Genomic DNA, 24328 nt, shown 5'->3' on the forward strand with positions numbered 1-24328 from the left:
TCATTTTGAGGTGATCCCACATCTGCTTCAGAGTGAGACACGTCGAAACAGACCTCGATTAAGCAAATGCTAACGGATTTCTGTCTGATTTGCGAGTCATAGCATCAGGTCTAAACTCTTTAATAGACATAGCAAACGTTCGAGGAAGGGGATCACGGTCTAGAGACGGGAAATTTGATGAAAATGTGTACTTTTGGTATCAGTTTTGAGGGGAAAGGGATGAAGGCTCCCTTGTGGTAATAATCGGCTCTTTCCCTATCATTTCGTGAGTAGATTTTGCAGCGACCCAGCCCACCTATGCTCTCTGTTTTTGCTGTTTTTCACATCTGTTTCCCGAGAACCGTTGCTCTATTCATATCATCTCCGGTAATTTAACTCCTTTTCAGAGTGTCGATTATAATTTTATCGCGGAATTTAAACAATATAGCCTGTTAAAATTGTTTTAGAGGCTGGTATTGCATACGATACGCGGGAGAGTATCTGTCTTTCAGATTTCCTTTTCCTGTAAGAACAATCTCTGCGAGTTTTCATTTATGTACAGTGCTGTAACAGATAATCCATCGGACTCCGATTCTTTTTCCGAACTGGGAGCGCGTGCGCTTGTTGCTAATCAGGCAAAGCCGTGTCAGTGCGAGTTGCTTTCGGTCAAAAAAGCGGCCCGGATAAAAAAATATTGTGTTACGCGGGAATTACAGAAGCGCGCAGAGAAGATTCACTCCACAGAAATTGAATATGTCTTCAGTGATGATTTCGATCAGGAAGACGCGTGTGAGCAGATCCTGCAGCCGTTACACAAGCTCTGTCTGGAGTTAAACTCTGGTACAGATGCCGAATCAGAAGGAATGCCCGTTCAGTATGCGCCCTTGTATTCGGTGCCTTTACTGGAAAAAGAGCAGGAAGTGATCCTGTTCAAGGGCATGAATTATCTGAAGTATCGAGCTGCCTTGTTGAGAGACAAAATTGATCTGAAGTCTCCTTGTGTCGGTCTGTTGGATCGGATTGAGCAGAAGCTGAAGGATGCGCATCGATTGCGTAATTACATTATTCAGGCCAATTTGAGGTTGGTGGTCTCCATTGCCAAAGGCCTGACAGATCGGGCGAACACCTTTGAAGATATTGTCAGCGATGGTCAAATGCCGTTGATTCGGGCGGTCGAGATTTTTGACATTGATCGCGGCAACCGCTTCAGTACGTATGGAACGTGGGCGATTCGAAATTTTCTGTTTCGTGCTACGAAAAAAGGGCGGAAATACCGGAAAACATTTGTGAGCGGTGTGGAGTCGGCGGCAGTGGGGTTAAGCGATTTTCGTTCGACTCCCCGTTCGCATGAATCGTATCACCGTTCGATTCAGGATGTACTGAAACAGGTGTTGCACACCCTGGATGAACGCGAACAGCTGATTCTGAAGCGACGTTTTGGGTTGTATCATTCAGATGACCCGGAAAAATTCCGTGAAATCGCGACTGATCTGGGCATCAGCACCGAGCGCGTGCGCCAGCTCACAATTCGGTCGCTGCAGCGAATGCGGGATGTGATTGAAGAGCAAAATCTGGAAATACCGGAAATTCCCGAAATCATTTGAGATCCCTGAAAAGAATCCGTTCTTCCTAATTGGTATCGTCTTCCGGCTGTGGTATAACAAAATCTGGCTTTGAAGCCGTTTTTGTCTGTTTTTGCGTTTTACCATAGTTGAAATATCATGAGTCCCCGTACAGTTCCAGAATCCGATTCCGATGCGGATCTACCCACAGATGATGCGGAATTAATCCGCCTGCAGAAATTTCTTGCTTCGACCGGCCTGGGTTCCCGCCGCCATTGTGAAGAGTACATTGAAACAGGTCGGGTAACCGTCGATGGTGATGCCGTCACCGAATTAGGGGCGAAGATCAATCCGGAGACGCAAGTGATCTGTGTGGACGGCGAGCGGGTTCGTCTTCAGCCACGCCGCTATTATCTGTTGAACAAGCCGACAGGATTTCTCTGCACCAACAATGATCCGGCTGGTCGCAGACGAGTTGTTGATCTGTTTCCGAATGATGGCCAGCGTCTGTTTACCGTCGGGAGACTGGATGAAAACAGCGAAGGCTTAATTCTGGTGACGAACGACGGTGCGATGGCTGAGAGACTGGCGCATCCCCGTTACAAGGTAGCACGGACATATCATGTGCAGGTAGCAGGAAATCCGGCACGGGAAAAGCTCGACGAGTTGCGCAAGGGGGTCCGCTTTAAAGAAGGCCTCTTCCGTATCTCCGGGTTAAAATATTTGAAAAAACAGGGGAAGAGCACATTTCTCGAATTGACGCTGCACGAAGGTCAGAACCGGGAAATTCGCCGGATGATGGCACGAATTGGTCATAAAGTGATTCAACTGATACGCGTGCGATTTGGGCCACTGAATATTGGCAAGCTCAAAGCGGGTGAATACAAGCGATTGTCCGACTGGGAATTGAAAAAATTACGGGAAATGTTGAACGAAAAACATTCGCCCGATATTCGTCACCGTAAAGGGCGAAAAAATGTGTCGCCTGGAAGAGCTCGATTTTCCCGTGGCCCTGCTGTGAAAAAAACATCGGAACGAAAGTTTTCTGATCGCACACCCGCTGATGTCACACCTGCTGACGGAAAGCCCACAGGTAGAAAACCGGCTGCAAGAAAACCGGCTGGAAGAAAACCGACCGGTAAAAAATTCGCTGATAAGAAGCCGACAGGTAAAAAGACCACAGGCAAAAAACCAACGGGAAAAAAAACAACAGGTAGAAAACCAGTGGGAGCCGGCAAGAAAAGTGGTGCAGCGTCTTCAGGGCAGAAGACGACGGGACGCAGGATCATCGGTGATGTTCAAGCGAAGCGAACAAGTCAAGGGAAGCGGAAATGACAGCAGCCTCGGAATTCAGTGATTGTGCCTCGCCGCAATATCTCTCTGCGACTGTAGTAGAACAAGAACAGATGGCACGCGACACTTATCGGTTGCGGCTGGAGTGTCCCCCGATTGCAGATGTGATTTTGCCGGGACAGTTCTTTATGGTCCGAGAGCCGGGGGTGAATGACCCATTGCTGGGACGCCCGTTTGCGCTTTACGATACATTTCTGGATGAGTCGGGAACGCCGGTTGGTTTTGACTTTGGTTACGTGGTGGTTGGCAAACTAACCGCGCGGATGACGCACTGGCAACCGGGAGATCAGGTGGAAATCTGGGGCCCGCTTGGTAACGGGTTCCCCCAGCCGGGAAGTAGCTCTCTGATCATGGTGGCAGGCGGCATTGGTCAAACCCCATTTCTGGCTACAGCCCGTGAGGCACTGAAGCAACGAGAGTACGGGCAACCGCGGCGTGTCCTGAATGCATTCCCGGACAAGGTTAGTTTGCTCTATGGCGCACGTTCCCAAGAATATTTAGCGGGGCTGGATGATTTCCGTCTGGATGGACTGGATGTCGAGGTTGCGACAGATGATGGTTCTTATGGACATCATGGCTATGTGACCGAATTGTTACGGCAACGCATCGAGGGTGCTTCGCCGCCGGGGACCATATTCTGCTGTGGTCCAGAACCGATGATGGAAGCAGTCAGCCAGATGGCGCTCCAGGCGAAGATTCCGTGCTGGCTGTCACTGGAAACACCGATGGCTTGCGGCTTTGGCGCCTGTTTCAGTTGTGTGGCAAAAGTGCGGATCAACGAAGAAGAATGGGATTACCGCCGGACTTGCGTCGAAGGCCCTGTGTTCAACGCGGAAACGCTGGTGTTTTAGTATGGGGAATTTGCTTTAATTGCCTGTAATGCAGGTACTTAAGGTTGACCTCGTATTGACAGTTTTGATTGCGACCCTTTATATATAGTCCTGAGATTATACAGGTCCAAATATGAGCGTGAAGCATGACAAAATCAATCAGGCAGCGCCCCCTTCTTTCGCAGAAGATGCGGAAAGACAGGTGAGGTCCCGAGCGACAGTCGATCTGGATCTGTCTGACAGCGATCTGCATGAACCTCATTCGCTCTCATCCCAACGGCAGTTGATTCCCCCGCGACTGAAAGTACTGTTTGTCAGTGCGCAGAGACCCGTTTGGGTTAGTCTGGCTTTGCGGCTGGATGCCGTTGGATGTACCGAACCTCGTTTAGAATGGGCATCGACTTCAGAAGAAGCACTCACACTCCTCCGTAATGACAGCTTTGATTGTTTGTTGCTGCGGATTGATTCTGAAACCAAAACCAATCAGCTGGAGCTACTCAATGCGATTCGCATGAGTGGCTGCCATGAACCCGTTGTGCTCATGCTGGCATCACCCGATGATCAGGTTGTACTGGCGGCTTGTGAAAATCAGGCTGAGGTTTTAATTTCACCAGCATTGTGGGAGTCTCCGGCGTTACTGGGAGTGATGCAGCGGGCGATGTGGGTTCACGAGTTGCAAGAACAGAATCACCGTTTACAGGTAGACAATCATCGGCGTCTGGTTCGGGAACGGGACGAAGCAGAGCGTTTGTTGAATCAGCAACGCAACATGGTGGAAGAATTGCAGACGCTCGCTGAGCCGAATGAATTCGATGAGTCCGAGCGCGATTTGTTGTTGCGAGGCAGTCAGGTTCAGACAGGTTTACCAGAGTCTTCCGATGAGTGCCTCATTCCTCAAGAAGTTCAGGATTACTATCATGAATTATTGAGAACGTATGTAATTATGGGGTCGGGTAGCCTCAAAGAAGAGATCCTGCAAATCGCGGAATTACTGGCTGCAGTAAATCTAACCCCCCACCACGTTCTGGAATTCCACCTCGAATGTGTTGAGGTCATTGTGCGTGGATTGGGAAATCGCAGTTCGCGGCATGTGATGTCGCGTGCCGACTTACTGGCGCTGGAGATGATGATTCATCTGGGAGAGTGCTATCAGAAAAATTCTGATTAACATTAAGTGTCACTGCTGTAACAGTTTACAGGGAGATGACTTATTTATTCGGCACTAAGAAAAGGTACTATAATTCATGGCTCCGGTGTCGTATAATAGGTCTAAAATTGCTGTGCTTTACGTGAGGATTTCAAACGACGGCTATGATTCTGGTTGCGAGTTATTTTTAACGACTGCAAACTGATCAACAATGGTCGATGTTGAGTGAGAGCATTTCTCGCAGAATCTGATCAGAGAGTTGCCTAACTAAAATCGATCATGCTTGGGAACTTTGAGGATGAGTTCAGAACAAGAAGCCCCTTCATCAGCAGACAACAAAAAGAAGTCCATCTTGCATCCACGGGAGCTTATCAAGGAAGCTGGCAAGTTTTGTCCCCATGCGGGTGTCATCTCGCGTGGTTCCGGCATGTTTCAAGAGCAAGGCAGAGTGCTTTTGCACAGCCGTCTGCGGATGGCGTCTCTGTTACTTGCCTTGGCATCGACGGCGTTTTTACTTCGTGGGTTGTGGCTGGGAGAGTTTAATAAACCGCACGGCCAGGAAATGCTGGTTCTCGATTCTATTCTGACGGGAATTCTGTTTGCCGTTTCTGGTTGGCTCTGGTTCCGGTCCTGCCTGTGTATTGTCCGATTACGGATTTGCGAAGCGATTACTTTTGGTGCCCCGGCGGCGTTCTTTATCTGGTGGCATTTCTGTGAATTGTGTGCCTGCGATCCTGTTTTGCTCGGGAAGGTTGCGTTTGCTTTTCCACTGAGAACAGTCTTCCCCTGGATGATTCTGATTTACACGTACGGATTTTTCATCCCCAATTCCCTGCGGGGAGTGATTTCTGTTGTGAGTCTGATGGTGATCAGCCCGATTGTGGGAGCTGTCATGACCGGGATGCAGGTACCTCAGGTTTCCGAGGTGCTTTATACTGGTGGCTTATCGGAAATGGTGATTTTGCTGTTGATTGCCGGTAGTACGGCCATCTATGGATCGTATCGTGTGGGAAGCCTCAGGCGTGAAGCCTTCGATGCCAAAAGTATCGGCATGTATACGCTGCGCAAGCAGGTCGGCAGCGGCGGTATGGGTGAAGTCTATCTGGGGGAACATCGTCTGCTGAAGCGTCCGTGTGCAATTAAACTGATCCGGCGTGATAAGGTGAATGACAGCAATGTCCTGTTGCGGTTTGAAAGTGAAGTGCAGGCGACCGCCGGTTTGACGCACCCCAATACAATTGAAATCTACGATTATGGTCATACGGAAGAGGGAACCTTTTATTATGTGATGGAGTTTCTGCCAGGACTCAATCTGCAGGAGATCGTCGAGCGTTTTGGGGCGTTGCCTCCGGAACGGGTTGTTTATCTGTTGAAGCAGGTCTGTTCAGCGCTGGCGGAAGCGCACCACAAAGGGTTGATTCACCGCGATATCAAGCCGGGCAATATCTTTTCCGCAGAGCGGGGCGGTCTGTATGATGTTGCCAAGTTGCTGGATTTCGGTCTGGTCAAAGACAACAGCAGTCGTTCGGAGAATCATTCTCTGAATCTGACGATGGAAGGGGCCGTGGTCGGTTCACCGTTGTATACCAGCCCCGAAGTGGTGACTGGCGACGAAAAGCCGGATACGCGTTCCGATATCTATTCGTTAGGAGCGAGCGTCTATTATCTGCTGACGGGCAAGCCTGTCTTTGATGGCGAGAATGCGATCAAGGTTATGTTTGCACACGCCAGCCAGGCTGTAGTACCACCGTCGTCGATTAATCCCCGGATTTCAAAAGAACTGGAAGCGATTATTCTGAAGTGTCTGGAAAAGAAGCCGGAAGATCGTTTTCAGACAATTGAAGAATTAAGTCGTGCTCTGAATCAGTTAGAGATCAAAGCATGGACCCAGGAACAGGCAGCCGAATGGTGGTCCGAGGCGGAATATCTAGTTCCGCAGCATGACTCCTATACCGAAGATGTGTCGGAGGACTCTTTGAAAGCCACGACGATCGTACCTGTGAATGCATAAGCGGCCTGAGAAAAACTGTAGAGAAAAGCGGCCAGAGAAAAGCGGTAGAGAAGATCATTGCGATCTGTTTATCGCTTTTGATATTGCCAGTTCAAGCGGTCTCGGGTGAGAAAGCCGTGCCGGAAAGCACATTCCACACAGTACATGTCATGCCCGTTTGTGACATGAACTTCACCGTGCATTAACAGGTGAAAATGGTCCTGCCCTGGAAATTTGGAAAAGCAGTATTCTTTGGATGACGATGTTTTGACGGCGACGTTAATGTTTTCCACATCATTGCTGGGAACATACAGGCGCGCATCCTGATCGCTGTCAGGAGCATTCTGATTGCGATCAGGATCATGCGTCATGGAAGGCCAATACTATTCTGCCACTTCGGGTACTGTAACCTCTAGCTCCTCGGCAAGTTTCGTTAATGCCGCCCAGTTTCCACTGTCCAGTGAAATGCCTGATTCTTTGCGGGAAGCTGCGGTTTTCTTTTCAGGATCGCCGGGAAGATAGACTTCATTCACGCCCTCTTTTAAAGGAACGTTTCTGACATATTTTTCCAGGTTGGTGATTTCATTCAGCAAATGATTCTGACCACCCATATGTTTCGGGTCGATAACAATCACGAATACACAGTTTCCCTGTGGTGGTGGGGGATCAGGAAAGGCACATTGCCCACCCGAAAGGGCACCGCAGAGCATTTCGACCATGAAGGATAGACCAAAGCCTTTGTAAGCCTGGTCGCCGCCCATGGGAAGGATGGTGCCTGGGGGATCACCGTACAGCTGGTTCGGGTCGGTAGTGGGATTTCCATCCGGATCGAGAATTAAGCCGGGGGGAACCTGTTCGCCAGCAATTTTTTTGATGCGAACTTTTCCTTCTGCGGTGGCAGAGGTTCCGAAATCGAGCACAAAGGGGCCTTCCTCACCGCCGGGCATTCCGATACAGATCGGGTTGGTACCGAGGCGGGGGCGTTTTCCGCCCACCGGTGCCACGCGGGGTGCTGAGCCATGAGTGTTGGCACAAATGATCGATGCCATTCCCTGGGCGGCTGCTATCTCTGCATACTCACCAAGTCTGCCGATGTGTGAGGCGCGTTTCAGTGTTCCGCAAGCAACACCCAGGTTGCCTGCTTTCTCGATCAGTCGTTTCATCAGATCGTGCATCACAGTCTGACCGAATCCCCAGCAGCCATCGCCGGTAATTGCAGCCGGAGTTTCATTCAGGATTTGCAGTGTCTCACCTGCTTTAAGAATGCCTTCTTTTACGCGACCCAGATAGAAGGGGAGACGCATGACGCCATGAGAATCGTGTCCCAGCAGATTCGCATCGACCAGACTATGGGAAACGATGCGGGCTTCTTCTTCGTTTGCCCCTCCGTTGAGCAGGAGAGATTCAGTAAATTTTTGCAGCGATTCAGCAGTGATGACAGGCACTTCAGGGAGTCCTCGATTCAAATGGTTTTGTTGAGCCAAGTGTGAACAAAAGTAAATTTTGCAGCTTTGTTAATTACACATCATACAAACTATTTTATCTTCGGTAAATTTAGGGGATATCACGATTTTCCGTGTTGAACAGAAAAAACACCTCTGCGGCCTGATCGCTGCTGGCACTCGCAGCGCTCAAAGTACAGAAGCTGTTCGGATTAGTTAAAAAAAACATAGCGAAAATGGTTGTATCGAGTCGGTTTGCTGTCTGCCAGCGTGCCTCTTCGTCTGGCGTTCATCAGTCCGATTTCAGGGTTCTATCAGAATTTTAGGAAATAACGCTGGTGAGTACCGAATAAATCGGATCCATAATCTTCTCGAATTTTAACAAAGAGGACGGCGACTCAACTCTTGTGATAGATGTTCGAATGGTTGGACGATACTCGTGAGGTCAACCTGATGATTTCGTGAAGGCCGGATGTGGCTCGACAGAAGGCGTCACTGAAAAACAGGTGAACGAAGATTTTTGCGAGAGGGATAATGAATGAGCATCAGTGTAGAGAAAATCCAGTCACTTGACGAACTCCGTCTATATATTCATAAAACGCTTTGTGAAAAAGAAAACCTGCTCGAAGAGCAGTTTACGATGACAGAAATGGCACTGCAGAGACGCGGAAGAAGCTGTGGGTTGCAGTTTTCGATTAATGGTCCGCGTAGTGTTCGTCTGGGTGCGATCTGGGCCTCTGATTCCAACATGGTCTACTTTTATGACGCACGCGGCGAACGTTACTCCAAGGTGCATCTCCCGAATCGCGTGTTCATTCCGGAAGAGGAATCAGAAGACGCTGCTTAAACGCTTCGGTTAACCCTGCACTCAATTTTTGAGTTTCGTCAGTTGCTGCAGTCTTGCTTTTGCTGGAGCGCTTCCATATTTCTCTGCCACTCTGTAATGCAGGATGGCGATATTGGGAGTCGCGTGCTTTTGTTCTGCTTTCTGGCCTAACTCGTAAAACCGTTCCGCTTTGGTTTGCGCGATCTGCTTTGAAGAGAGTGGTTGGGTTTCCATTACGCCGCTTGAATTGGAATAACGGCTGATGTCAGACGTGTGTGTTTGTCGCAAGAGTAACTGCTGTGTCCAATACTGGTCGCGATTCTGAATTCCACCACTGTTGCGCATTGCGGAAGGAGCCGAGTTCAACAGCATACGGTCCATGGCTTCGAAGTCATGAATATAAACGCTGACGCTGCTGGTCGAACTTTGAAATGCGTGACCATAGTTTGATCCCCGCCGAAAGGGGCCGGTCTGTCTGGAGCGGATGGCGCCGGAACTGTAACCTCCGATGAGTGCACTGCCCCGATCGGGAATACTCACCGTTGTACCTGCTGAGAATTGTTGTACGATAGGTTGTTGGATTCTGAGTGCCTGGGCGTGGGCCTGTTGACCCTGAACGGCAATTCCAATCAAGAGCATGCTGAACCAGATGCGGCTGTCATTCATGATCTGTCCTCCGGCCTCTTGGGAAAGCGTACAGTGTTGCGTCTCTTCATCGTATGGCATGCGCTGCGATCCGGCAACTGGTTTTTTGGAAATCGTCGGTTTCACTGCACTGGAAATAAGAATTCAAACTCGTTGATTGACGAAAAACTGTCTTACACTGATGAAAGGCACTGTTGATGTTTCTATTGAATTCGAAATCCAGATTCCTCATGCTGATACTGGGAATGCTACTCTCTCTGACGAACGCTTACTCCGTCTGGGGGGCAGGTGAGGAATCGGAGCGACCGAATGTGATTCTGATTCTGACCGACGATCAGGGGTATGGCGATGTTGGTTTTCATGGGAATAAGCAGCTCAAGACACCAAACCTTGATCGCATGGCGAAAGACGGCATCGAACTCACTCGGTTTTATTGTAGTCCGGTGTGTGCGCCAACCCGGGCCAGTCTGATGACGGGGCGCTATTTCTATCGCACCGGCGTGGTTCATACTTCGCGTGGCGGCGCGAAGATGCAGGGAAATGAAATTACCCTGGCAGAATTATTAAAACAGGCGGGATACAAAACAGGCATCTTTGGGAAATGGCATCTGGGTGATAATTATCCGATGCGGCCTGAAGATCAGGGGTTCGAGGAAACGTTGATTCATAAGGGTGGTGGCATCGGCCAGAGTCCGGATCAGCCAAACAGTTATTTTGATTCCCGACTGTGGAAGAATGGCAAACGGATTCAGGCAGACGGTTATTGTACTGACGTGTTTTTCCAGGCAGCGATCGAATTTATGGAGCAGCAAAAACAGGAGCAGCAACCGTTCTTTGTTTATTTGCCGACTAACGCGCCGCACACCCCTCTGGAAATTGACCGTTCGTACTGGGAGCCGTATCAGAAAATGGGACTGAATGAAACGACGGCTCGCGTTTATGGAATGGTGCAGAATTTGGATGAGAACGTTGGGAAACTGATGGTCTGGTTGAAAAAACAAGATCTGTTAAACAACACGATTGTGATATTTCTAGGAGATAACGGCCCACAGCAAAAACGATTTACGGATGGTCTGCGAGGCAGAAAGTCCTGGGTTTATGAAGGGGGAATTCGTGTTCCCTTTGTTGCGCAATGGCCAGGACACTTTCAAGGTGGTTCCAAGAGTGATCAAATCGCTGCGCACATTGATCTGTTGCCGACCCTGCTCTCACTGACAAAGACGCCGCGGCCTGCATCTCTGGCGCTGGATGGGATCGATCTTACTGCGCTCCTGTCGAAGAAAAAAACGAAATTACCCGAACGCAGCCTGTTCTTTCAGGTTCACCGGGGGTTGAGGCCACAGCGATATCAAAATACCGCCGTAGTGACACAGCGTTATAAACTGGTTGGCTATCCGGGGACGTTTGGTGATGAAAACCTGATGCAACAGGCCGAGCCGGTTTTGGAATTGTACGATGTATCGATCGATCCGGGTGAAGCAACAAACCTGATGCAGAGTAAACCAGAAACGGCAGTAGCACTCCGCCAGCAATACGAGGACTGGTTTACCGAAGTGCAGAAGACTCGCAACTTCACACCAGGAACCATTATTGTTGATAAAGAAAAAGAAGATCCCAGCGTGCTCTGCCGCTACCAGGATGGCAGCTATTTTCAAGGAGTCTCTCAAGGCTGGATGGTGCAGATCAAGAACGCGGGGTTATATCAGGTTCAGATTCACAGAAACGCGATGCAGAAGCCGGGTAAGCTGTTTGTGAACTGGCGAGGTCAGCAGACTCATGAATATTTACAAGCGAATGAAGTCTCTGCCGAGTTTGAACTGTCGGCCGGCACGGGGATGCTCGATATCTGGTTTCAGGTGGACGGTGAAGATCGCGTTTATCCCGCGAACAACAGTACCCTGGGAGATGTGACTCTGAAGCAGATTAAATAGAGGTGATTGGTTTGCAAAAAAAACGACCTGGAAGAGATTCCAGGTCGTTTGGATGCATGAATGTGATTTGATTTCGAGTTTAATAGAGCCAGTCGATACCGATACTCCAGCTTCCGACACTCCAGGATTCACGTTTCACGTTGATGGAAGGGAATAAACCTCTAGTGGGCATCCCTTGCCAGAGAATACTGTCATAAGGTCGAGCGATTTCTCCAGCGACAATATAAGTATAACCAAACTTGAATTTTGCTTCCTCAAGGATTTTCATACGTTTCAGTACCGGAACTTTGTCGAAGATAGACATTTCCATAAAGATGGATTGTTCAAACAATGGTGAAATGTGGGTGTGTGTCTGGCGGTCGCTGAAGGCATTTGGATTTGGGTTGCCCGCGGTCGGGTCGATTAACGCTTTAGGACGATCAGACGTGGGGTTATTTGGGTCTTCGACGCGGGTGATCATTCCAACGTTGTCACCTTCCAGTTCAATTGTTTCCTGATTGGCCATGATACCCACTTTGGTCTGTCCCCAGATCTTAAATTTGTCACCACCGATGTCATACTGAATACCAAATTCAGGTCCAGCCAGATGGGTATCGACCTTGTTGTTGATATAGGTGGTTGTGGGAATGATTGGAATATCAGTAACGGCATCGGTAGGAGCAATAAAGAATGCGGTGTCAGTACCGCCACCCGCACCTTCATCTTCGACTACACCTGCATTGTCAACAATTCCGTCTTCGTTTTCATCACTACCGGTGGGCAGTGAGAACAGTTTTAAGTCAGGGAGAATACTGGCGGCATTGTTAGCATCGCTATAGAGTAAGCCACTGTCGACACCTACGAATCCGAATCCTTCTCGGACCTTCATATATCTGGCACCTGCCAGAGTCCGAATCTTCAATGCTTTCTTGTCCACAAGCGGAGTTGACATCCAGGTGGCATTAGTACCCCAGGCTTGACTGACAGATTTAATTCTGAAATCCAAGTCATAAGGAACCGTGACTCCATTTACTGTGCCGTCATCAAGAGGGAGACCGGCAAGGTTCATCAATTCGTTTTGCAGAATGGTATTGATTTCTGTCTGGGTAATACCAGGAATTGAAGTAAACGTCCCATTACCTAATGGATCAATAAAGCTCGGAGGGGACAGCAGGATGTCCATGATCGCTTGGTTTGCTGGATTGGGTTTGTGGGTCGAATTCTCAATGGCAGACCATGATGAATTCGCCTGAGAAATCCACCAGCCGGTGAATTCAAATCCGCTATCGTCGTCGTTCATCCATCCCCAACGTAGACGAGTACCAGGTGCATCCAGGCTGGGTACCTTGTTGAAGTGGACTGCATCAAAATAGTTTAAACCTTCGTTTTCACTGAATTGATCAAAGACTTCATCATCGGTTGCATCAATCAGTTGGTCTTCAACCATATCCAGATAGGAGATGGAACTACTATTTCCAAGCAGGGCACCACCAGGATTCTGGTAGCGGGCAAAGAGTGCTTCCGCACTGAAGAAGTACTTTTTGCCAGCGTTGCTGGACTTGTAGGACCATAAGCCGTTATCGCCGACCCGATGTTGTTGAAACATCTTTTCGAAGGGAGATATTCGAGGGAACGCACTCAGTGAAGATTGCGGCCCTGCGTTCATCGGAATTCCAGGCATACCTGGTGCTCCATACCCGCCCGTTGCCGCCTGAAAGAAATCAGGTGGTGGAGGGGCACCCATGGTTTGTGCGTTCTGAAAAACTCCCGGCAGACTTGAGGAATTATAAGATACAGGTTGTATCATTCCAGACTGCGGCATCGAAGGTGGGGAGGGGTATCCCTGCGCATGTACTGTGGAATATGCGTGTGAGATCAGAACGATACTCAATACCGGTGCTAGCCAATTAAGAAGCCGCATCTATACGTCCTTACAAACAGCGGAAACTTTGATAACAATCCGCGCGATCTAATACGGAATTGCGCGGAGTCTGTTGCTGGTTATATCGGACATCGCTTCTGGTAAACTGTAGCGATTATTCGGAAGATGCCGAATTTTCCTGTTTCAATAGATCTAACGGTTGTATTGAGTGTGTGTTTATGTGGTCGTGCGTCTATGTTTTTGGGCGGTGATTTACAAAACTCGCAAACCGTCTCCGCCTGGTTAAAACGATCTACAGGATGTAAGTGACATTATATTAAGTAGATAGGTGATTCTGTTAGAGGCAGTTTTACTTTTTCTGCGTAAAATGCGAGCCAGGCGAGGCTCTCACAGGCGTTAGAACAAAGAAATCAAACGATTTATAGAACCGGGCCGATGCTCCAGGGGCAGAATTCTTCGTCACCGATACCCTGGGCTTCACTTTTGGTTTTCTTACCACTGGCGACTTCAATGACCAGTTCAAAGATTTCCCGTCCGACTTCTTCCACTGAGGTCCCGTTCAAAATGCGGCCGGCGTCCAGATCCATGTCATCTTCCATCCGCTCATACATGGGGGTATTGGTCGAGATTTTGATACTGGGGACCGGTTTACATCCGAAGCAACTGCCTCGGCCTGTGGTGAAAGCGACAACATTGGCGCCACCGGCGACCATTCCAGTGACGGAAGCAGGGTCGTAACCGGGCGTGTCCATAATGACAAAGCCTTTTTCGGTCACTGGTTCAGCAAAGCGATAGACTTCGCGTAAGGCGGTGCTGCCTCCTTTGGCGATGGCACCCAACGATTTTTCATAAATCGTGGTTAAACCTCCACGTTTATTGCCTGGAGAGGGATTGTTGTCGATCACGACACCAAATTTGCCCGTGTATTCTTCCCACCATTTAATGCGTTCGATCAGTTTCTTGCCCACTTCAGGAGTAATCGCACGACGGGTAAGAAGATGTTCGCCGCCATAGATCTCCGAGGTTTCTCCCAGGATCGATGTGGCGCCATGCGCGACGAGTAGATCGCTGGCAATGCCCAGCGCGGGATTGGCGGTCACACCACTGTTTCCATCACTGCCGCCGCATTCGGTGCCCAGAATCAGTTCGGAAACTGGAATTGGCTCACGCTTCACGTCATTCACAATGGGTAAATAGTCTTTTAAAAGTGCAGTGACCTTTTTGACTGTCTTAGCTATCCCCCCCATGTCTTGGATGTTGAGCACCAGTGGTTCCTGGGGCTTGGGTGTGTTGAGATTCTGTAACTGAACCAGCCCTTCGGAATCGGAGAGGAATGAACCTTGCCCCGTCTCACATCCCAGACCCAGAACGACATACGCGCCGATATTGGGATGTTTGGCAAACCCACCTAGTGTTCGCATTAGCTGATGATGGTCTTCCCCATCATACTGCATGGCACAACCACCCTTGTGGACTAGTGGAATGATGCCATCAATATTTGGGTAGTCTGCCAGTGATGTCTTGGCCAATTCCCGGGCAACGTATTTTGATGCCGTCGCCGAACAGTTGACTGTGCTGATGATCGCCAGATAGTTCCGCGTGCCCGCTTTGCCGTTGGGACGGCGGTAACCCATAAAGGTCCGACCTTCAATCGGTTCTGGATCAGCAGGTACATTACTAGAATAGGCGTAATCCAGGCTCAGTTCCCCTGCTTCCAGGTTGTGGCTGTGAATCCAGTCTCCGGGCTGCATGTCGGACGTCGCAAAACCGATGACCTGACCGAACTTACGGATTGGTTCTCCCTTGGCAATCTGCTGAATGGCGACTTTGTGCCCCAGATCGATGTCTTCCCGGGCCGTCACGCTTTCGTTGTCCGAAATGGGACACTCCTGGTTTTCCGCCACCGAGTTACGGGCGATGGCAATATTATCTTCCGGGTGCAGTTTTAACAGCGGCGAAGAGGCAACGGATGACATGGGGAATTGACGTTCTATTAATAAGGGGGCAGAAGGACATCGCGGGGACAGCGGTGATTCAAAACCTGTCAATAAAAGACCGGCAGGTCACAATAACTAGAATATCCCGATTTCTTAGTCCAGAATCAAGGGATCGGACGTTTTGCACCGGTTTTATCTGGTCTGTTTGCTTCGGGTTTCGATACCGGAACCGTTCTACAGAGAAGCAGTTTACTTCTTGCGGTAGAAGCTGGGGCCCTTTTTCCGATAGCCGGGTGGGGGGAGTTGATCCCAGGGGACAACGCCGACGCGCTCTGCCCAGACGCTCCAGACTTCCTCCAGCGACGCGACACGTTTGGGGTGCTGTTTCGCCAGATTGTTTAATTCGCTGCGATCCTGATTCAAGTCGTAGAGTTCCCAGCCCTGTTTGTGCTGTTTGACTAGTTTCCAGTTCCCCTGATGAATTGCTTTGTTGCCTTCGTGTTCCCAGTACAGCGTGCGATCTTCTGTTTTCTCTGGATTACGGAAGGTGGTACGGAGACTTTTGCCTTTAATAGGAATGATCGGCTGGTTTTGTTTGACTGCCGGGTAGTCGGCTTTTGAAACGTCAACGCAGGTCGCCATTAAGTCAATCACGTGACCGGTTTGTTTCGTCCAGCCGCCGGTCTGTTGAATTTGTGCAGGCCAGCGGACAATCAGCGGAGTGGAAATGCCCCCTTCGTGCATCCACATTTTATGGAAGCGGAATGGCGTATTGCTGGCGTTGGCCCAACCGACTTCGGCACAGCGGAACGATTCACGTGTGCCGGTGATGGCGCCGGGGTGATGGCCACGATCAATATATTCGGCACTGGCGCCGTTGTCAGAGAGAAAGAAGACGAGTGTGTTTTCCGTGTCGCCCATTTGCTCGATCTGGGCGAGGACCTGACCGATGCCGCGATCCATACTGGTGACCATGGCGGCGTAAACGGCCATGCGCAGTTCCCATTCTTCCTGTTCCGCTTTGGAAAGTGAGTCCCATGCTTTGGCATCGGGATCGCGGGGAGAGAGGGGACTATTAATCAGACCGAGTTCGGTCATCTTCTGATGGCGTTGTTTTCTGAGTTCATCCCAGCCGGTACGGTAACGGCCTCGATAAGCGGCGATATCAGTGGGCAGGGCATGGAGTGGAAAGTGGGGCGCGGTGTAAGCCAGATAAAGGAAGAAAGGTTTTTCGTTAGTCTGTTGCGCATGATCTTTCAGATAATCGACGGCTCTCTGGCTGAAGGCGTCGGTGATGTAATAATTTTCTTTTGGTGGTTTGATCAGTTGATTGTCTTCATAGAGCGGACGAGGGGCGAAATAGTTGCCGCCTCCTCCGGTGCCATAAGCGCGATGAAAGCCGCGACCGAGGGGCCAGTTTTCGTTGGCTTCGCGCATGCGATAGGTCAGATGCCATTTGCCGACGTGGTAACAGCGGTAGTCGGCTGAGGAAAGAACTTCTGGGATGCTGACGCAGTGCTGATTGAGTTCACCCTGGTAGCCGGGCAGATTGTCATTGCGGTTCATCCAGCCCATACCTGACTGATGCGGGTAGAGGCCCGTCATGAGCGAGGCCCGGGTGGGACAGCAGCGGCCCGCATTATAAAACTGGGAGAACCGCAGACCATCTTTCGCTAACTGGTCGAGATGCGGCGTTTTGATTTCCGAGCCGTAACAGCCCAGATCAGAAAAGCCGAGGTCATCGGCCATGATCAGCACGATGTTGGGACGCTCATTCGGAGCAGCGTCGGCTCTCTTTGCGAAAGGCAGCGTGAGCGTGGCACTGACCAAAAGCAGCAGGATGAACAGTTTGTAGAACAGGTGGCGGCGTGTTGAGTGAACCATGCTGAAGTTTGTTCTCCTGAATTGTAGCGCGAAGAATCGGGAACAGTCTGTCTATTGTCGTGGGGAATTGTAGTGGCGTCAACTTTCGGTGATAAAGCCCCGTCGGTTTTTGCCGAGTTTCATCCCTGTGAGCCACTCCTGGTAGTGGCCAGAAATGACGGGCACCTGGAGATCTACGATACTCGCACCTGGAATATCGTTCTGGATGAACCTCTGCCACGGGGAGAACTGGTCGATCTGGTTTTCAGTAGGTCAGGCGATTCTCTGGCTGTGGGAGTGAAGACGAAAGGAACGCGGCGCTGGTTCGAGTTTTCGAGCAGGCCGAGTGACTAGAACAGACAGGTTAGTCATCTGACGCAGGTGCAGGATAGATGCGTTTCCAGTCGCGCTGCATGTCGATCACGGTCCAGCCTTTTTCTTGTCCTTCATCTAATGCTTTATCGAGCCGTCCGATGTGTGAGTTTCGATCGTAGGCGTATTCCCGTTGGGCGTCGGTGTGATGGACAATCACTTGGAGGGTATTTTCTCTGCGGTCGGTCCATTGCAGCATTGGAAGATCGCCGTCGGAGTTGCCGAACGCGATGACCGGCGCGCGGCCGATAAAACGATGAATGCCAACCGGTTTGCCCTCTTTGTCGTCTATGAAGTCGATCTCTGCCAGTCGGACAATTACGGGCTTGCCGTCACGCTCTTCGAATTTCACTTTGATACTGCTGCCGATGACCTGTTCGGGGGGAATACCATAAACGTCTTCCGCCCAGACCCGCAAGAAGTCGACGCCTCCGCCGGAGACGATATAGGTTTTGAAGCCGTTGGCGCGCAAGAAGTTCATCACTTCCAACATCGGCTGATAGACTAACTTTGTGTAGGGGACTTTTTTCTCAGGGTGCCGGGCGGTTTTGATCCAATTGCGAACGGTGTCTGCGAATTCGTCGGTCGTCATCCCGCTGTGAGTGACCGCCATGATTTTGAGTAATCCGGCTTTTCCGGAAGCAGCGATGGTTTGGTAATCATTTTCCAGGACTGCTTTGAACGGTTGCTCGGTTTTCCATTCCGGATGCTGATCTGCCAGCGCTTTGACCCGATCGAGGGCAAACAGCAACTGAAAGTAAGCGGGTTGCTCAGACCAGAGTGTGCCGTCGTTGTCAAAGACCGCGATCCGCTCTTTCGGCAGCACGTATAGCGGGCAGCCATCATTGGTGGCGCACTTGACATAGTTGATGATCGCATCTTTCGCGGGACCGGCATTCCAGGACGGAAGTGGATCGGCGGCGGAAGTTACATTGATCGAAAACAGAATGAATAATACGAGCGTGTATCTCATGAAACTTTCTCGGAAACGAATTTACTGTGTTGTCAGAGATTTAAAAGAACGACTGGCTTCGATAACGTAAGCCAGTCGTTGTTGTTCGTAACGAAGCGTTTAGACTACCGCCCGCTGGCGGCGTTTTCGATCGTCTTTTTGATTTTTTCCAGATTAAAGGAACCGGGGCTCTGGCTGGGAGGATATTCCTGCATTGATTTCAGGAAATTCGCCGCAATTTGCTGCATCGGCACGATGACGTACACTCGATCGATGAACCAGTCGTTGTATGTTGTCGCATTGTGTTGTGCTTTTTCAAAGGGGTCGCGGCGGAGGTGGAACAACAGTGGTACGCGCAACTCAATAAAAGGCTCGCGCCAAACTTCGAATGCCATACCCCGGTTTTCCAGGAAGACAGCTTTCCAGTCTCCCGCCCGGATGGCAACGATCTGACCGTCGTCGTTCACGTACATGAATTTTTTGCGCGGCGGCTCTTTCGTTTTTCCAGCGAGATAATCCAGTTGATTATGGCCATCGATATAGTTGCGATACTTCCGGCCGTTGAGCTCGACTCCTTTTTTCAGTTTGTCTTTAATTGTGGTGTCGCCGGCGGCGGCAGCGAATGTCGGCAGCCAGTCTTCGTGTGACACAATCCCATTTAGTGTTTTGCCAGCGGGGAAATGTTTGGGCCAGCGTACAAACGCTGGGACACGATAAGCGCCTTCCCAGTTGGAATTCTTTTCGTTACGGAACGGTGTCGTTGCAGCATCGGGCCAGGTGTTGAAGTGCGGGCCGTTATCGGTGGAGTAAAGCACGATCGTGTTGTCGGCGATCCCCAGTTCATCCAGTAATTTCAGGAGTTCACCGACGTGCAAGTCGTGCTCGACCATACCGTCATGATATACATCGCCGCTGGTGCCACTCAGCCCGCGATGTTCTTTTTTTAAATGAGTCCGAAAGTGCATCCGAGTTCCGTTCCACCAGCAGAAGAAGGGCTCGCCAGCTGCGTTCTGTTCTTTGATGAACTTTTTGGCAGCGGCGACCGTTTCGTCATCAATGGTTTCCATGCGTTTTTTCGTAAGCGGACCGGTGTCTTGAACTTGCTGTGTGCCATCTTCCTTTGCCCAGGAATGGATCACCCCGCGTGGGCCATACTGTTCTTTGAATGTTTTTCCATTCGGTAACACCATGTCGCCGGGATAGTCTTCATGCTCGGGTTCTTCTTCCGCATTCAAGTGATAGAGGTTGCCCAGGAACTCATCGAAGCCATGGGCAGTCGGCAGATGTTCGTCGCGGTCTCCCTGATGGTTTTTCCCAAACTGACCCGTGGCATAACCGTTGCTCTTCAGAATGGTCGCCATCGTGACGTCGGTTTTCTGCCAACCTTCTTTGGCGCCGGGCAAGCCAACTTTCGTCATTCCGGTGCGTACAGGAACGTTACCTCCAATAAACGCGGCACGTCCTGCGGTACAGCTTTGCTGGCCGTAGTAGTCGGTAAAGGAAACTCCTTCGCGGGCGATCCGGTCAATATTGGGAGTTTGATAGCCCATCATGCCACGATTATTGTGGCTGATATTCCAGGTGCCGATATCATCGCCCCAGATGACGAGAATATTAGGTTTCTGCTCTTCGGCGGAAGACAAAGTCGGTAAATGGAGTAGTGTGACGAACACGATCCAGAGAGATCGCTTGAGCGTGCAGAATTTCATGTGAGGTTCCTCATATACCGAGTGTTTTGGACGAACAGGACGCCTGAAGTATCTGAATTCAGAAAAGAAAACTGTTCCAAAGACTTTTTAGCCAGAGATGTATAAATTGAAAGTAGTGAAAATAAAAATAAATGAATTGCGCTGCACTCTTGTTATGAACTCTAACCGATGGCCTTTGCGATTTCCAAAGAATAATGGGTGAAGATTGAATTCTTCTTGATATGGAAGCTTGGGAAATTCTTAACGATGCTTCCATAATGCAATATCTATTTATCTCATATTGGCATTGATGAAATTCTGGAATGAACCTGATAGCAGTGATTGCTGATGAATCTTTCGCTTGCTATAAACTCGACAGGACGTCAGAGCTGAATAGAGATGTGATCATTAAAAAAGAAGTCTTATGAGGATCAGGTCTCGTGTTTTTAAGGCAAACGTAAAGATGACATTTGACGCGCAACCCACGCTTACCGGTGACCTGCTTCAGCTCCGTCCGCTGCAGATAGAAGATTATAACGATCTGTATGCCGTCGCGTCTGATCCGTTGATCTGGGAACAGCATCCGGCATCTGATCGGTACGAAGCGACTGTGTTTCAGAAATTCTTTCAGGATGCCCTGGATTCGGGTGGCGCGTTGATTGCCGTTGATAACAATACGAACGGTGTGATTGGCTCTTCACGTTACCACGGCTATAACGAGGCTGCTTCTGAGGTTGAGATCGGCTGGACTTTTCTGGCCCGTTCACACTGGGGTGGTCTGTATAACGGCGAGATGAAACGGTTGATGCTGCAGCATGCGTTTCGCTATGTTGATTCAGTCGTATTTCTGATCGGCCCTGAAAATTGGCGTTCACAACGAGCCGTTGAAAAGATCGGCGGCGTCCATGATGGCAGCCGAAAAGATCCGTCGGGAATGGAAAGCTGGCTGTACCGGATTCGTGCCGCGAATTTTCCTCGGTAAGCCATAAGGATGAGCGGGTACGATTCGTATCAGGTACTTTCGTGGTAAGGCTAGTCTCTTATCCTCTACAGACCTACTTCCGTTTAAAACGCAGGAAGTAGTTTTCCTGAAAAGCGGGGATCTTTACTTCTTCCACAAATTCGAAGCCGGCCTCTTCCACCTCTTTCCGAAAGACTTCTTTCCCCGCACGGACATGACCGAGCGTCCATTCGCGGGATGTGCCGGGGATGCGTTCGAAATCGATCAAGATCAACTGGCCTTCCGGAACCATTGCTTTGTGAATCGAAGCCAGTGATGCGGCCGGGTATTCGAAATGGTGATAAACATCACAAATGAAGGCGGCATCGATGGAACCGGGAGGAAGACGGATGTCGTTCTGGCCGCAGAGGACCGGCGTAACATTGGTCAGATTCAGGATGTCTGCCATTTTTTCATAACGTTCCACAAACTTGGGGACAATATCCAGCGAATACACCCAGCCTTTTTTGCCGACCGCCATCGAAAATGGTTCGAGAAACAGACCTGTTCCCGCGCCGATGTCAGCGATGCGGTCACCAGGAGCAAGTTTCAGCTGCTTGACGATCTGGTTTCGGCCGCGAAAGACTTCGCGACTTTCGACTTCGAACCGCTTAATCCATTCATCCACATCCAGCTTGGGATCGAGAAATTTCTGATTGATTCCCGGCTTCACACTTTTAAGGGGCGCAGCAGGAGCGGCTTCCTGCCCCAAAACAGGGGAGACGTGCAATGCAATGGCAGTCATCAGGGCAAACAACAGAATTCGCATCGGAATTTCCTCAAATATTAAGTCGAGAAGCAGGGAGATCGAGTCGTCTTTTTCAATTTGTTTTAAACGTAATTGATCTGAGATGGTCTGTCAATTCAACCCCGGCATGTCATTAGTAGAAACCTTTTTCGTGGAAAAACTTTTCAATTCTGTAATGCAGTCGATATCATGAACTCTGACAGTTTGTCTGAAACCAAGTCGTGTTTACCTTATATAAGAGAGAGTCTGCAAAATGGATCGTAAGCCAGCTTCACAATTCGACCAGGAAGTTTTGGATCTGTATGACGACTATGCTCACGGGCGACTGAATCGGCGGGATTATATGAAACGTCTCGGTGCGTTTGCTGTGGGAGGACTTACAGTGGAATCGCTGCTGTCCAGTCTCGCTCCTAATTATGCCTGGGCGGAACAGGTCAAAGCCGATGATCCCCGGATTAAAACCGAGAGAGTGACCTACAACTCACCCGACGGTGCCGGCAAGATGCAGGGGCTGCTGGCTTATCCTGCTAAGGGGAATAAGTTTCCGGCCGTCCTGGTCATTCACGAAAATCGAGGATTGAATCCCTACATTGAAGACGTCACACGGCGGCTGGCTACGGAAGGGTTTCTGGCGCTGGCTCCTGATGCCTTGACTCCTTTGGGAGGTTATCCCGGGAATGATGATGACGGTCGCGTGATGCAGCGAAAACGGGATCGTGAGAAAATGATGCAGGACTTCATTGCCGGGGCGAAATGGCTCAAAACGAATGAACGATCAACGGGGAAAGTAGGAGTGGTTGGATTCTGTTTTGGTGGCGGTATGGTGTATCAACTCGCACTGCAGATTCCCGATGTGATCGATGCGGGGGTTCCGTACTACGGTCGCCAGCCGACTCTGTCAGAAATACCGAAGCTGAAAGCGCCATTACAGATTCACAATGCGTCGCTCGATAAACGCATCATGGCCGGCGCCCCTCAGTTGGAACAGGCGTTGAAGAAGAACAATAAACCCTTCGAGGCTTACGTATACGAAGGCGCCAATCACGGCTTCCACAACGACACGACTCCCCGTTACGACGATCCCTCTGCCAAACTGGCCTGGAAACGAACGATCGCGTTTTTCAAAAAGCAGCTTGCTGATCAGGATTAAGCCAGCATACAAAATCGAGGTCTACCCCACTTTAGTTATAATCACCCGCCCCACGACTGGAAAAAGAGTCGCTGCCCCCTTATGTTTTGGTGAAGCGAAGATTAAATATTTGACCAAAGATTGCGTATTGAAGATGAGAAACCACATCATAGATTCGGTAGTATTGCTTATCGTACTTTCAGGAATGGTCGCGGGAACTTTCCTTCCTGGTGATCTCACTTTCTATTTTTGTACTATTGTTGTTTGGTCTTTTTTAGGCTTGCGAATCGCTTTTCGTTTACAAAATAAATTCGATTACTCCACCTGCCTACAGTATTCGATGATGTTCGGTTTGTTGGGGGCTTTTATAGCACAGGCGGTGCACCCAGTTATTTCTGGTGGCAATTGGTTAGATAGCTATCCATTCTTTATAATGATCTTTGCAGCGTTTCTCGGGTTCGGACTTGGTTTGTTTTTTAAAAAAAAATATCCACCTAAAACATTTGAAAAAATTGCTCTCGCAGCTGGCATTTTTGCAACAGTAATTACATTTATCGTGATCTTCTCCCGTTGATTCCATTAGTCGTATGTATAAAAGCGATTTTTAGTTTCAGTGTTCAAAAGTGGGGATTTCTTGTTTTCATTGATTTCTCCCTACTTTTTAGGGCACGGTTCGACAATGATGCCCGATGTGCCAGCAACCGCGACCGGCATAAGAGGGTGGTTTTTAAGGGGGTAGTGGCTGTGTTGAAAAAGGTCAAGAAGTAAAGCGAGATTTGATTCCACGTCTGATTGTTTTTCATCATCGAGTTCAGGGTCGTGAGAAACTTTCTCATGCAGGCTCTGATGGCCAGCTTCTTCGGTATGCCGCTTTCCGATAAAGAGAGATAAAATGCTTTGATGCGACTGTTCCAGCGGGTTGCCACTAAGGTCGCTATGTAAAGCATGCGTCGTATATGACTTCTGCCGGCATATGTTCCTCTCTGCCCTTTAGACTTGCCGCTGTCTTGAACCAGAGGAGCCAAGCCGACGAGTTTGGCGATCTACAACCGATTCCGTTTTCCTGACCTTTT

Annotated in this window: 20 protein-coding genes; 11 read left to right on the plus strand and 9 right to left on the minus strand. The window is 49.7% G+C overall.

Annotated elements, in window-relative coordinates:
• Positions 1-533: 533 nt before the first annotated feature.
• The 5 genes from AAC022_RS06220 (at position 534) to AAC022_RS06240 (ending at position 6882) form a co-directional block, all read left to right on the plus strand.
• On the plus strand, positions 534-1583 hold the full coding sequence (locus tag AAC022_RS06220; protein ID WP_339729086.1) for a sigma-70 family RNA polymerase sigma factor: 1050 nt from the start codon (positions 534-536) through the stop codon (positions 1581-1583).
• A gap of 117 nt (positions 1584-1700) precedes the next feature.
• Positions 1701-2876, plus strand: a complete 1176-nt coding sequence (locus AAC022_RS06225) for a pseudouridine synthase (protein ID WP_339729088.1) — start codon at positions 1701-1703, stop codon at positions 2874-2876.
• Positions 2873-3745: a dihydroorotate dehydrogenase electron transfer subunit gene (locus AAC022_RS06230; protein WP_339729090.1), complete on the plus strand. Its 873-nt coding sequence runs from the start codon at positions 2873-2875 to the stop codon at positions 3743-3745. Before AAC022_RS06225 ends, AAC022_RS06230 begins: the two co-directional genes overlap by 4 nt.
• 112 nt (positions 3746-3857) lie before the next feature.
• Entirely contained in the window at positions 3858-4892 is a 1035-nt protein-coding gene (locus AAC022_RS06235; protein WP_339729092.1) for a hypothetical protein, read from the plus strand.
• A gap of 277 nt (positions 4893-5169) precedes the next feature.
• Positions 5170-6882 carry a serine/threonine-protein kinase gene (locus AAC022_RS06240; RefSeq protein WP_339729094.1) on the plus strand — a complete coding sequence of 571 codons (1713 nt, stop codon included), beginning with the start codon at positions 5170-5172 and terminating at the stop codon, positions 6880-6882.
• Positions 6883-6950: 68 nt separating this feature from the next.
• On the opposite strand, the gene AAC022_RS06245 is transcribed toward AAC022_RS06240, so the two are convergent.
• Entirely contained in the window at positions 6951-7232 is a 282-nt protein-coding gene (locus AAC022_RS06245) for a hypothetical protein (RefSeq protein ID WP_339729097.1), read from the minus strand.
• 12 nt (positions 7233-7244) lie between these two features.
• Positions 7245-8306 carry an Ldh family oxidoreductase gene (locus AAC022_RS06250; protein ID WP_339729099.1) on the minus strand — a complete coding sequence of 354 codons (1062 nt, stop codon included), beginning with the start codon at positions 8304-8306 and terminating at the stop codon, positions 7245-7247.
• Positions 8307-8841: 535 nt separating this feature from the next.
• Here AAC022_RS06250 and AAC022_RS06255 point away from each other — a divergent pair.
• The gene (locus AAC022_RS06255) at positions 8842-9150 is read left to right on the plus strand and encodes a hypothetical protein (protein ID WP_339729101.1); all 309 of its coding nucleotides are present in this window, start codon (positions 8842-8844) and stop codon (positions 9148-9150) included.
• A gap of 21 nt (positions 9151-9171) precedes the next feature.
• Here AAC022_RS06255 and AAC022_RS06260 read toward each other — a convergent pair whose 3' ends face one another.
• Positions 9172-9855 (minus strand): hypothetical protein, encoded by a 684-nt coding sequence (locus AAC022_RS06260; RefSeq protein WP_339729104.1) that lies wholly within the window; start codon positions 9853-9855, stop codon positions 9172-9174.
• A gap of 149 nt (positions 9856-10004) precedes the next feature.
• Here AAC022_RS06260 and AAC022_RS06265 point away from each other — a divergent pair, with 149 nt between their 5' ends.
• The gene (locus AAC022_RS06265) at positions 10005-11705 is read left to right on the plus strand and encodes an arylsulfatase (protein WP_339729106.1); all 1701 of its coding nucleotides are present in this window, start codon (positions 10005-10007) and stop codon (positions 11703-11705) included.
• 79 nt (positions 11706-11784) lie between these two features.
• Here the strand turns inward: AAC022_RS06265 and AAC022_RS06270 are convergent, their stop codons facing one another.
• The 3 genes from AAC022_RS06270 to AAC022_RS06280 all read right to left on the minus strand — a co-directional run bounded on the left by AAC022_RS06270 (position 11785) and on the right by AAC022_RS06280 (position 17387).
• Positions 11785-13605, minus strand: a complete 1821-nt coding sequence (locus AAC022_RS06270; protein ID WP_339729108.1) for a hypothetical protein — start codon at positions 13603-13605, stop codon at positions 11785-11787.
• A gap of 380 nt (positions 13606-13985) precedes the next feature.
• Entirely contained in the window at positions 13986-15542 is a 1557-nt protein-coding gene (locus tag AAC022_RS06275) for an altronate dehydratase family protein (protein WP_339729110.1), read from the minus strand.
• 210 nt (positions 15543-15752) lie between these two features.
• Complete coding sequence (locus tag AAC022_RS06280; RefSeq protein ID WP_339729113.1) at positions 15753-17387, minus strand: arylsulfatase; 1635 nt, start codon at positions 17385-17387, stop codon at positions 15753-15755.
• 72 nt (positions 17388-17459) lie between these two features.
• On the opposite strand from AAC022_RS06280, the gene AAC022_RS06285 reads away from it, so the two are divergent.
• Positions 17460-17720: a hypothetical protein gene (locus AAC022_RS06285; protein ID WP_339729115.1), complete on the plus strand. Its 261-nt coding sequence runs from the start codon at positions 17460-17462 to the stop codon at positions 17718-17720.
• A 10-nt stretch (positions 17721-17730) separates the two neighbouring features.
• On the opposite strand, the gene AAC022_RS06290 is transcribed toward AAC022_RS06285, so the two are convergent.
• On the minus strand, positions 17731-18711 hold the full coding sequence (locus AAC022_RS06290) for an HAD family hydrolase (RefSeq protein ID WP_339729118.1): 981 nt from the start codon (positions 18709-18711) through the stop codon (positions 17731-17733).
• Between the two features lie 104 nt (positions 18712-18815).
• Positions 18816-20399 (minus strand): arylsulfatase, encoded by a 1584-nt coding sequence (locus AAC022_RS06295; protein ID WP_339729120.1) that lies wholly within the window; start codon positions 20397-20399, stop codon positions 18816-18818.
• A gap of 442 nt (positions 20400-20841) precedes the next feature.
• Between AAC022_RS06295 and AAC022_RS06300 the strand changes: the two genes are divergently transcribed.
• Positions 20842-21360, plus strand: a complete 519-nt coding sequence (locus AAC022_RS06300; RefSeq protein ID WP_339729123.1) for a GNAT family N-acetyltransferase — start codon at positions 20842-20844, stop codon at positions 21358-21360.
• 73 nt (positions 21361-21433) lie between these two features.
• Here the strand turns inward: AAC022_RS06300 and AAC022_RS06305 are convergent, their stop codons facing one another.
• Positions 21434-22147, minus strand: a complete 714-nt coding sequence (locus AAC022_RS06305; RefSeq protein ID WP_339729126.1) for a class I SAM-dependent methyltransferase — start codon at positions 22145-22147, stop codon at positions 21434-21436.
• 232 nt (positions 22148-22379) lie between these two features.
• Here AAC022_RS06305 and AAC022_RS06310 point away from each other — a divergent pair, with 232 nt between their 5' ends.
• Positions 22380-23276 carry a dienelactone hydrolase family protein gene (locus AAC022_RS06310; RefSeq protein WP_339729129.1) on the plus strand — a complete coding sequence of 299 codons (897 nt, stop codon included), beginning with the start codon at positions 22380-22382 and terminating at the stop codon, positions 23274-23276.
• Between the two features lie 133 nt (positions 23277-23409).
• The gene (locus AAC022_RS06315; protein ID WP_339729131.1) at positions 23410-23829 is read left to right on the plus strand and encodes a hypothetical protein; all 420 of its coding nucleotides are present in this window, start codon (positions 23410-23412) and stop codon (positions 23827-23829) included.
• The last annotated feature ends 499 nt before the right edge of the window (positions 23830-24328 follow it).

Origin of the sequence: uncultured Gimesia sp. (assembly GCF_963976445.1) — a bacterium.
In the GTDB taxonomy this organism is placed as follows: domain Bacteria; phylum Planctomycetota; class Planctomycetia; order Planctomycetales; family Planctomycetaceae; genus Gimesia.

What these genes read in the sequence shown, in the direction of transcription:
- AAC022_RS06220 (WP_339729086.1), top strand. Translation starts at nt 534, where the DNA reads ATGTACAGTGCTGTAACAGATAATCCATCGGACTCCGATTCTTTTTCC.
- AAC022_RS06225 (WP_339729088.1), top strand. Translation starts at nt 1,701, where the DNA reads ATGAGTCCCCGTACAGTTCCAGAATCCGATTCCGATGCGGATCTACCC.
- AAC022_RS06230 (WP_339729090.1), top strand. Translation starts at nt 2,873, where the DNA reads ATGACAGCAGCCTCGGAATTCAGTGATTGTGCCTCGCCGCAATATCTC.
- AAC022_RS06235 (WP_339729092.1), top strand. Translation starts at nt 3,858, where the DNA reads ATGAGCGTGAAGCATGACAAAATCAATCAGGCAGCGCCCCCTTCTTTC.
- AAC022_RS06240 (WP_339729094.1), top strand. Translation starts at nt 5,170, where the DNA reads ATGAGTTCAGAACAAGAAGCCCCTTCATCAGCAGACAACAAAAAGAAG.
- AAC022_RS06245 (WP_339729097.1), bottom strand. Translation starts at nt 7,232, where the DNA reads ATGACGCATGATCCTGATCGCAATCAGAATGCTCCTGACAGCGATCAG.
- AAC022_RS06255 (WP_339729101.1), top strand. Translation starts at nt 8,842, where the DNA reads ATGAGCATCAGTGTAGAGAAAATCCAGTCACTTGACGAACTCCGTCTA.
- AAC022_RS06260 (WP_339729104.1), bottom strand. Translation starts at nt 9,855, where the DNA reads ATGCCATACGATGAAGAGACGCAACACTGTACGCTTTCCCAAGAGGCC.
- AAC022_RS06265 (WP_339729106.1), top strand. Translation starts at nt 10,005, where the DNA reads ATGCTGATACTGGGAATGCTACTCTCTCTGACGAACGCTTACTCCGTC.
- AAC022_RS06270 (WP_339729108.1), bottom strand. Translation starts at nt 13,605, where the DNA reads ATGCGGCTTCTTAATTGGCTAGCACCGGTATTGAGTATCGTTCTGATC.
- AAC022_RS06275 (WP_339729110.1), bottom strand. Translation starts at nt 15,542, where the DNA reads ATGTCATCCGTTGCCTCTTCGCCGCTGTTAAAACTGCACCCGGAAGAT.
- AAC022_RS06280 (WP_339729113.1), bottom strand. Translation starts at nt 17,387, where the DNA reads ATGGTTCACTCAACACGCCGCCACCTGTTCTACAAACTGTTCATCCTG.
- AAC022_RS06290 (WP_339729118.1), bottom strand. Translation starts at nt 18,711, where the DNA reads ATGAGATACACGCTCGTATTATTCATTCTGTTTTCGATCAATGTAACT.
- AAC022_RS06295 (WP_339729120.1), bottom strand. Translation starts at nt 20,399, where the DNA reads ATGAAATTCTGCACGCTCAAGCGATCTCTCTGGATCGTGTTCGTCACA.
- AAC022_RS06300 (WP_339729123.1), top strand. Translation starts at nt 20,842, where the DNA reads ATGACATTTGACGCGCAACCCACGCTTACCGGTGACCTGCTTCAGCTC.
- AAC022_RS06305 (WP_339729126.1), bottom strand. Translation starts at nt 22,147, where the DNA reads ATGCGAATTCTGTTGTTTGCCCTGATGACTGCCATTGCATTGCACGTC.
- AAC022_RS06310 (WP_339729129.1), top strand. Translation starts at nt 22,380, where the DNA reads ATGGATCGTAAGCCAGCTTCACAATTCGACCAGGAAGTTTTGGATCTG.
- AAC022_RS06315 (WP_339729131.1), top strand. Translation starts at nt 23,410, where the DNA reads ATGAGAAACCACATCATAGATTCGGTAGTATTGCTTATCGTACTTTCA.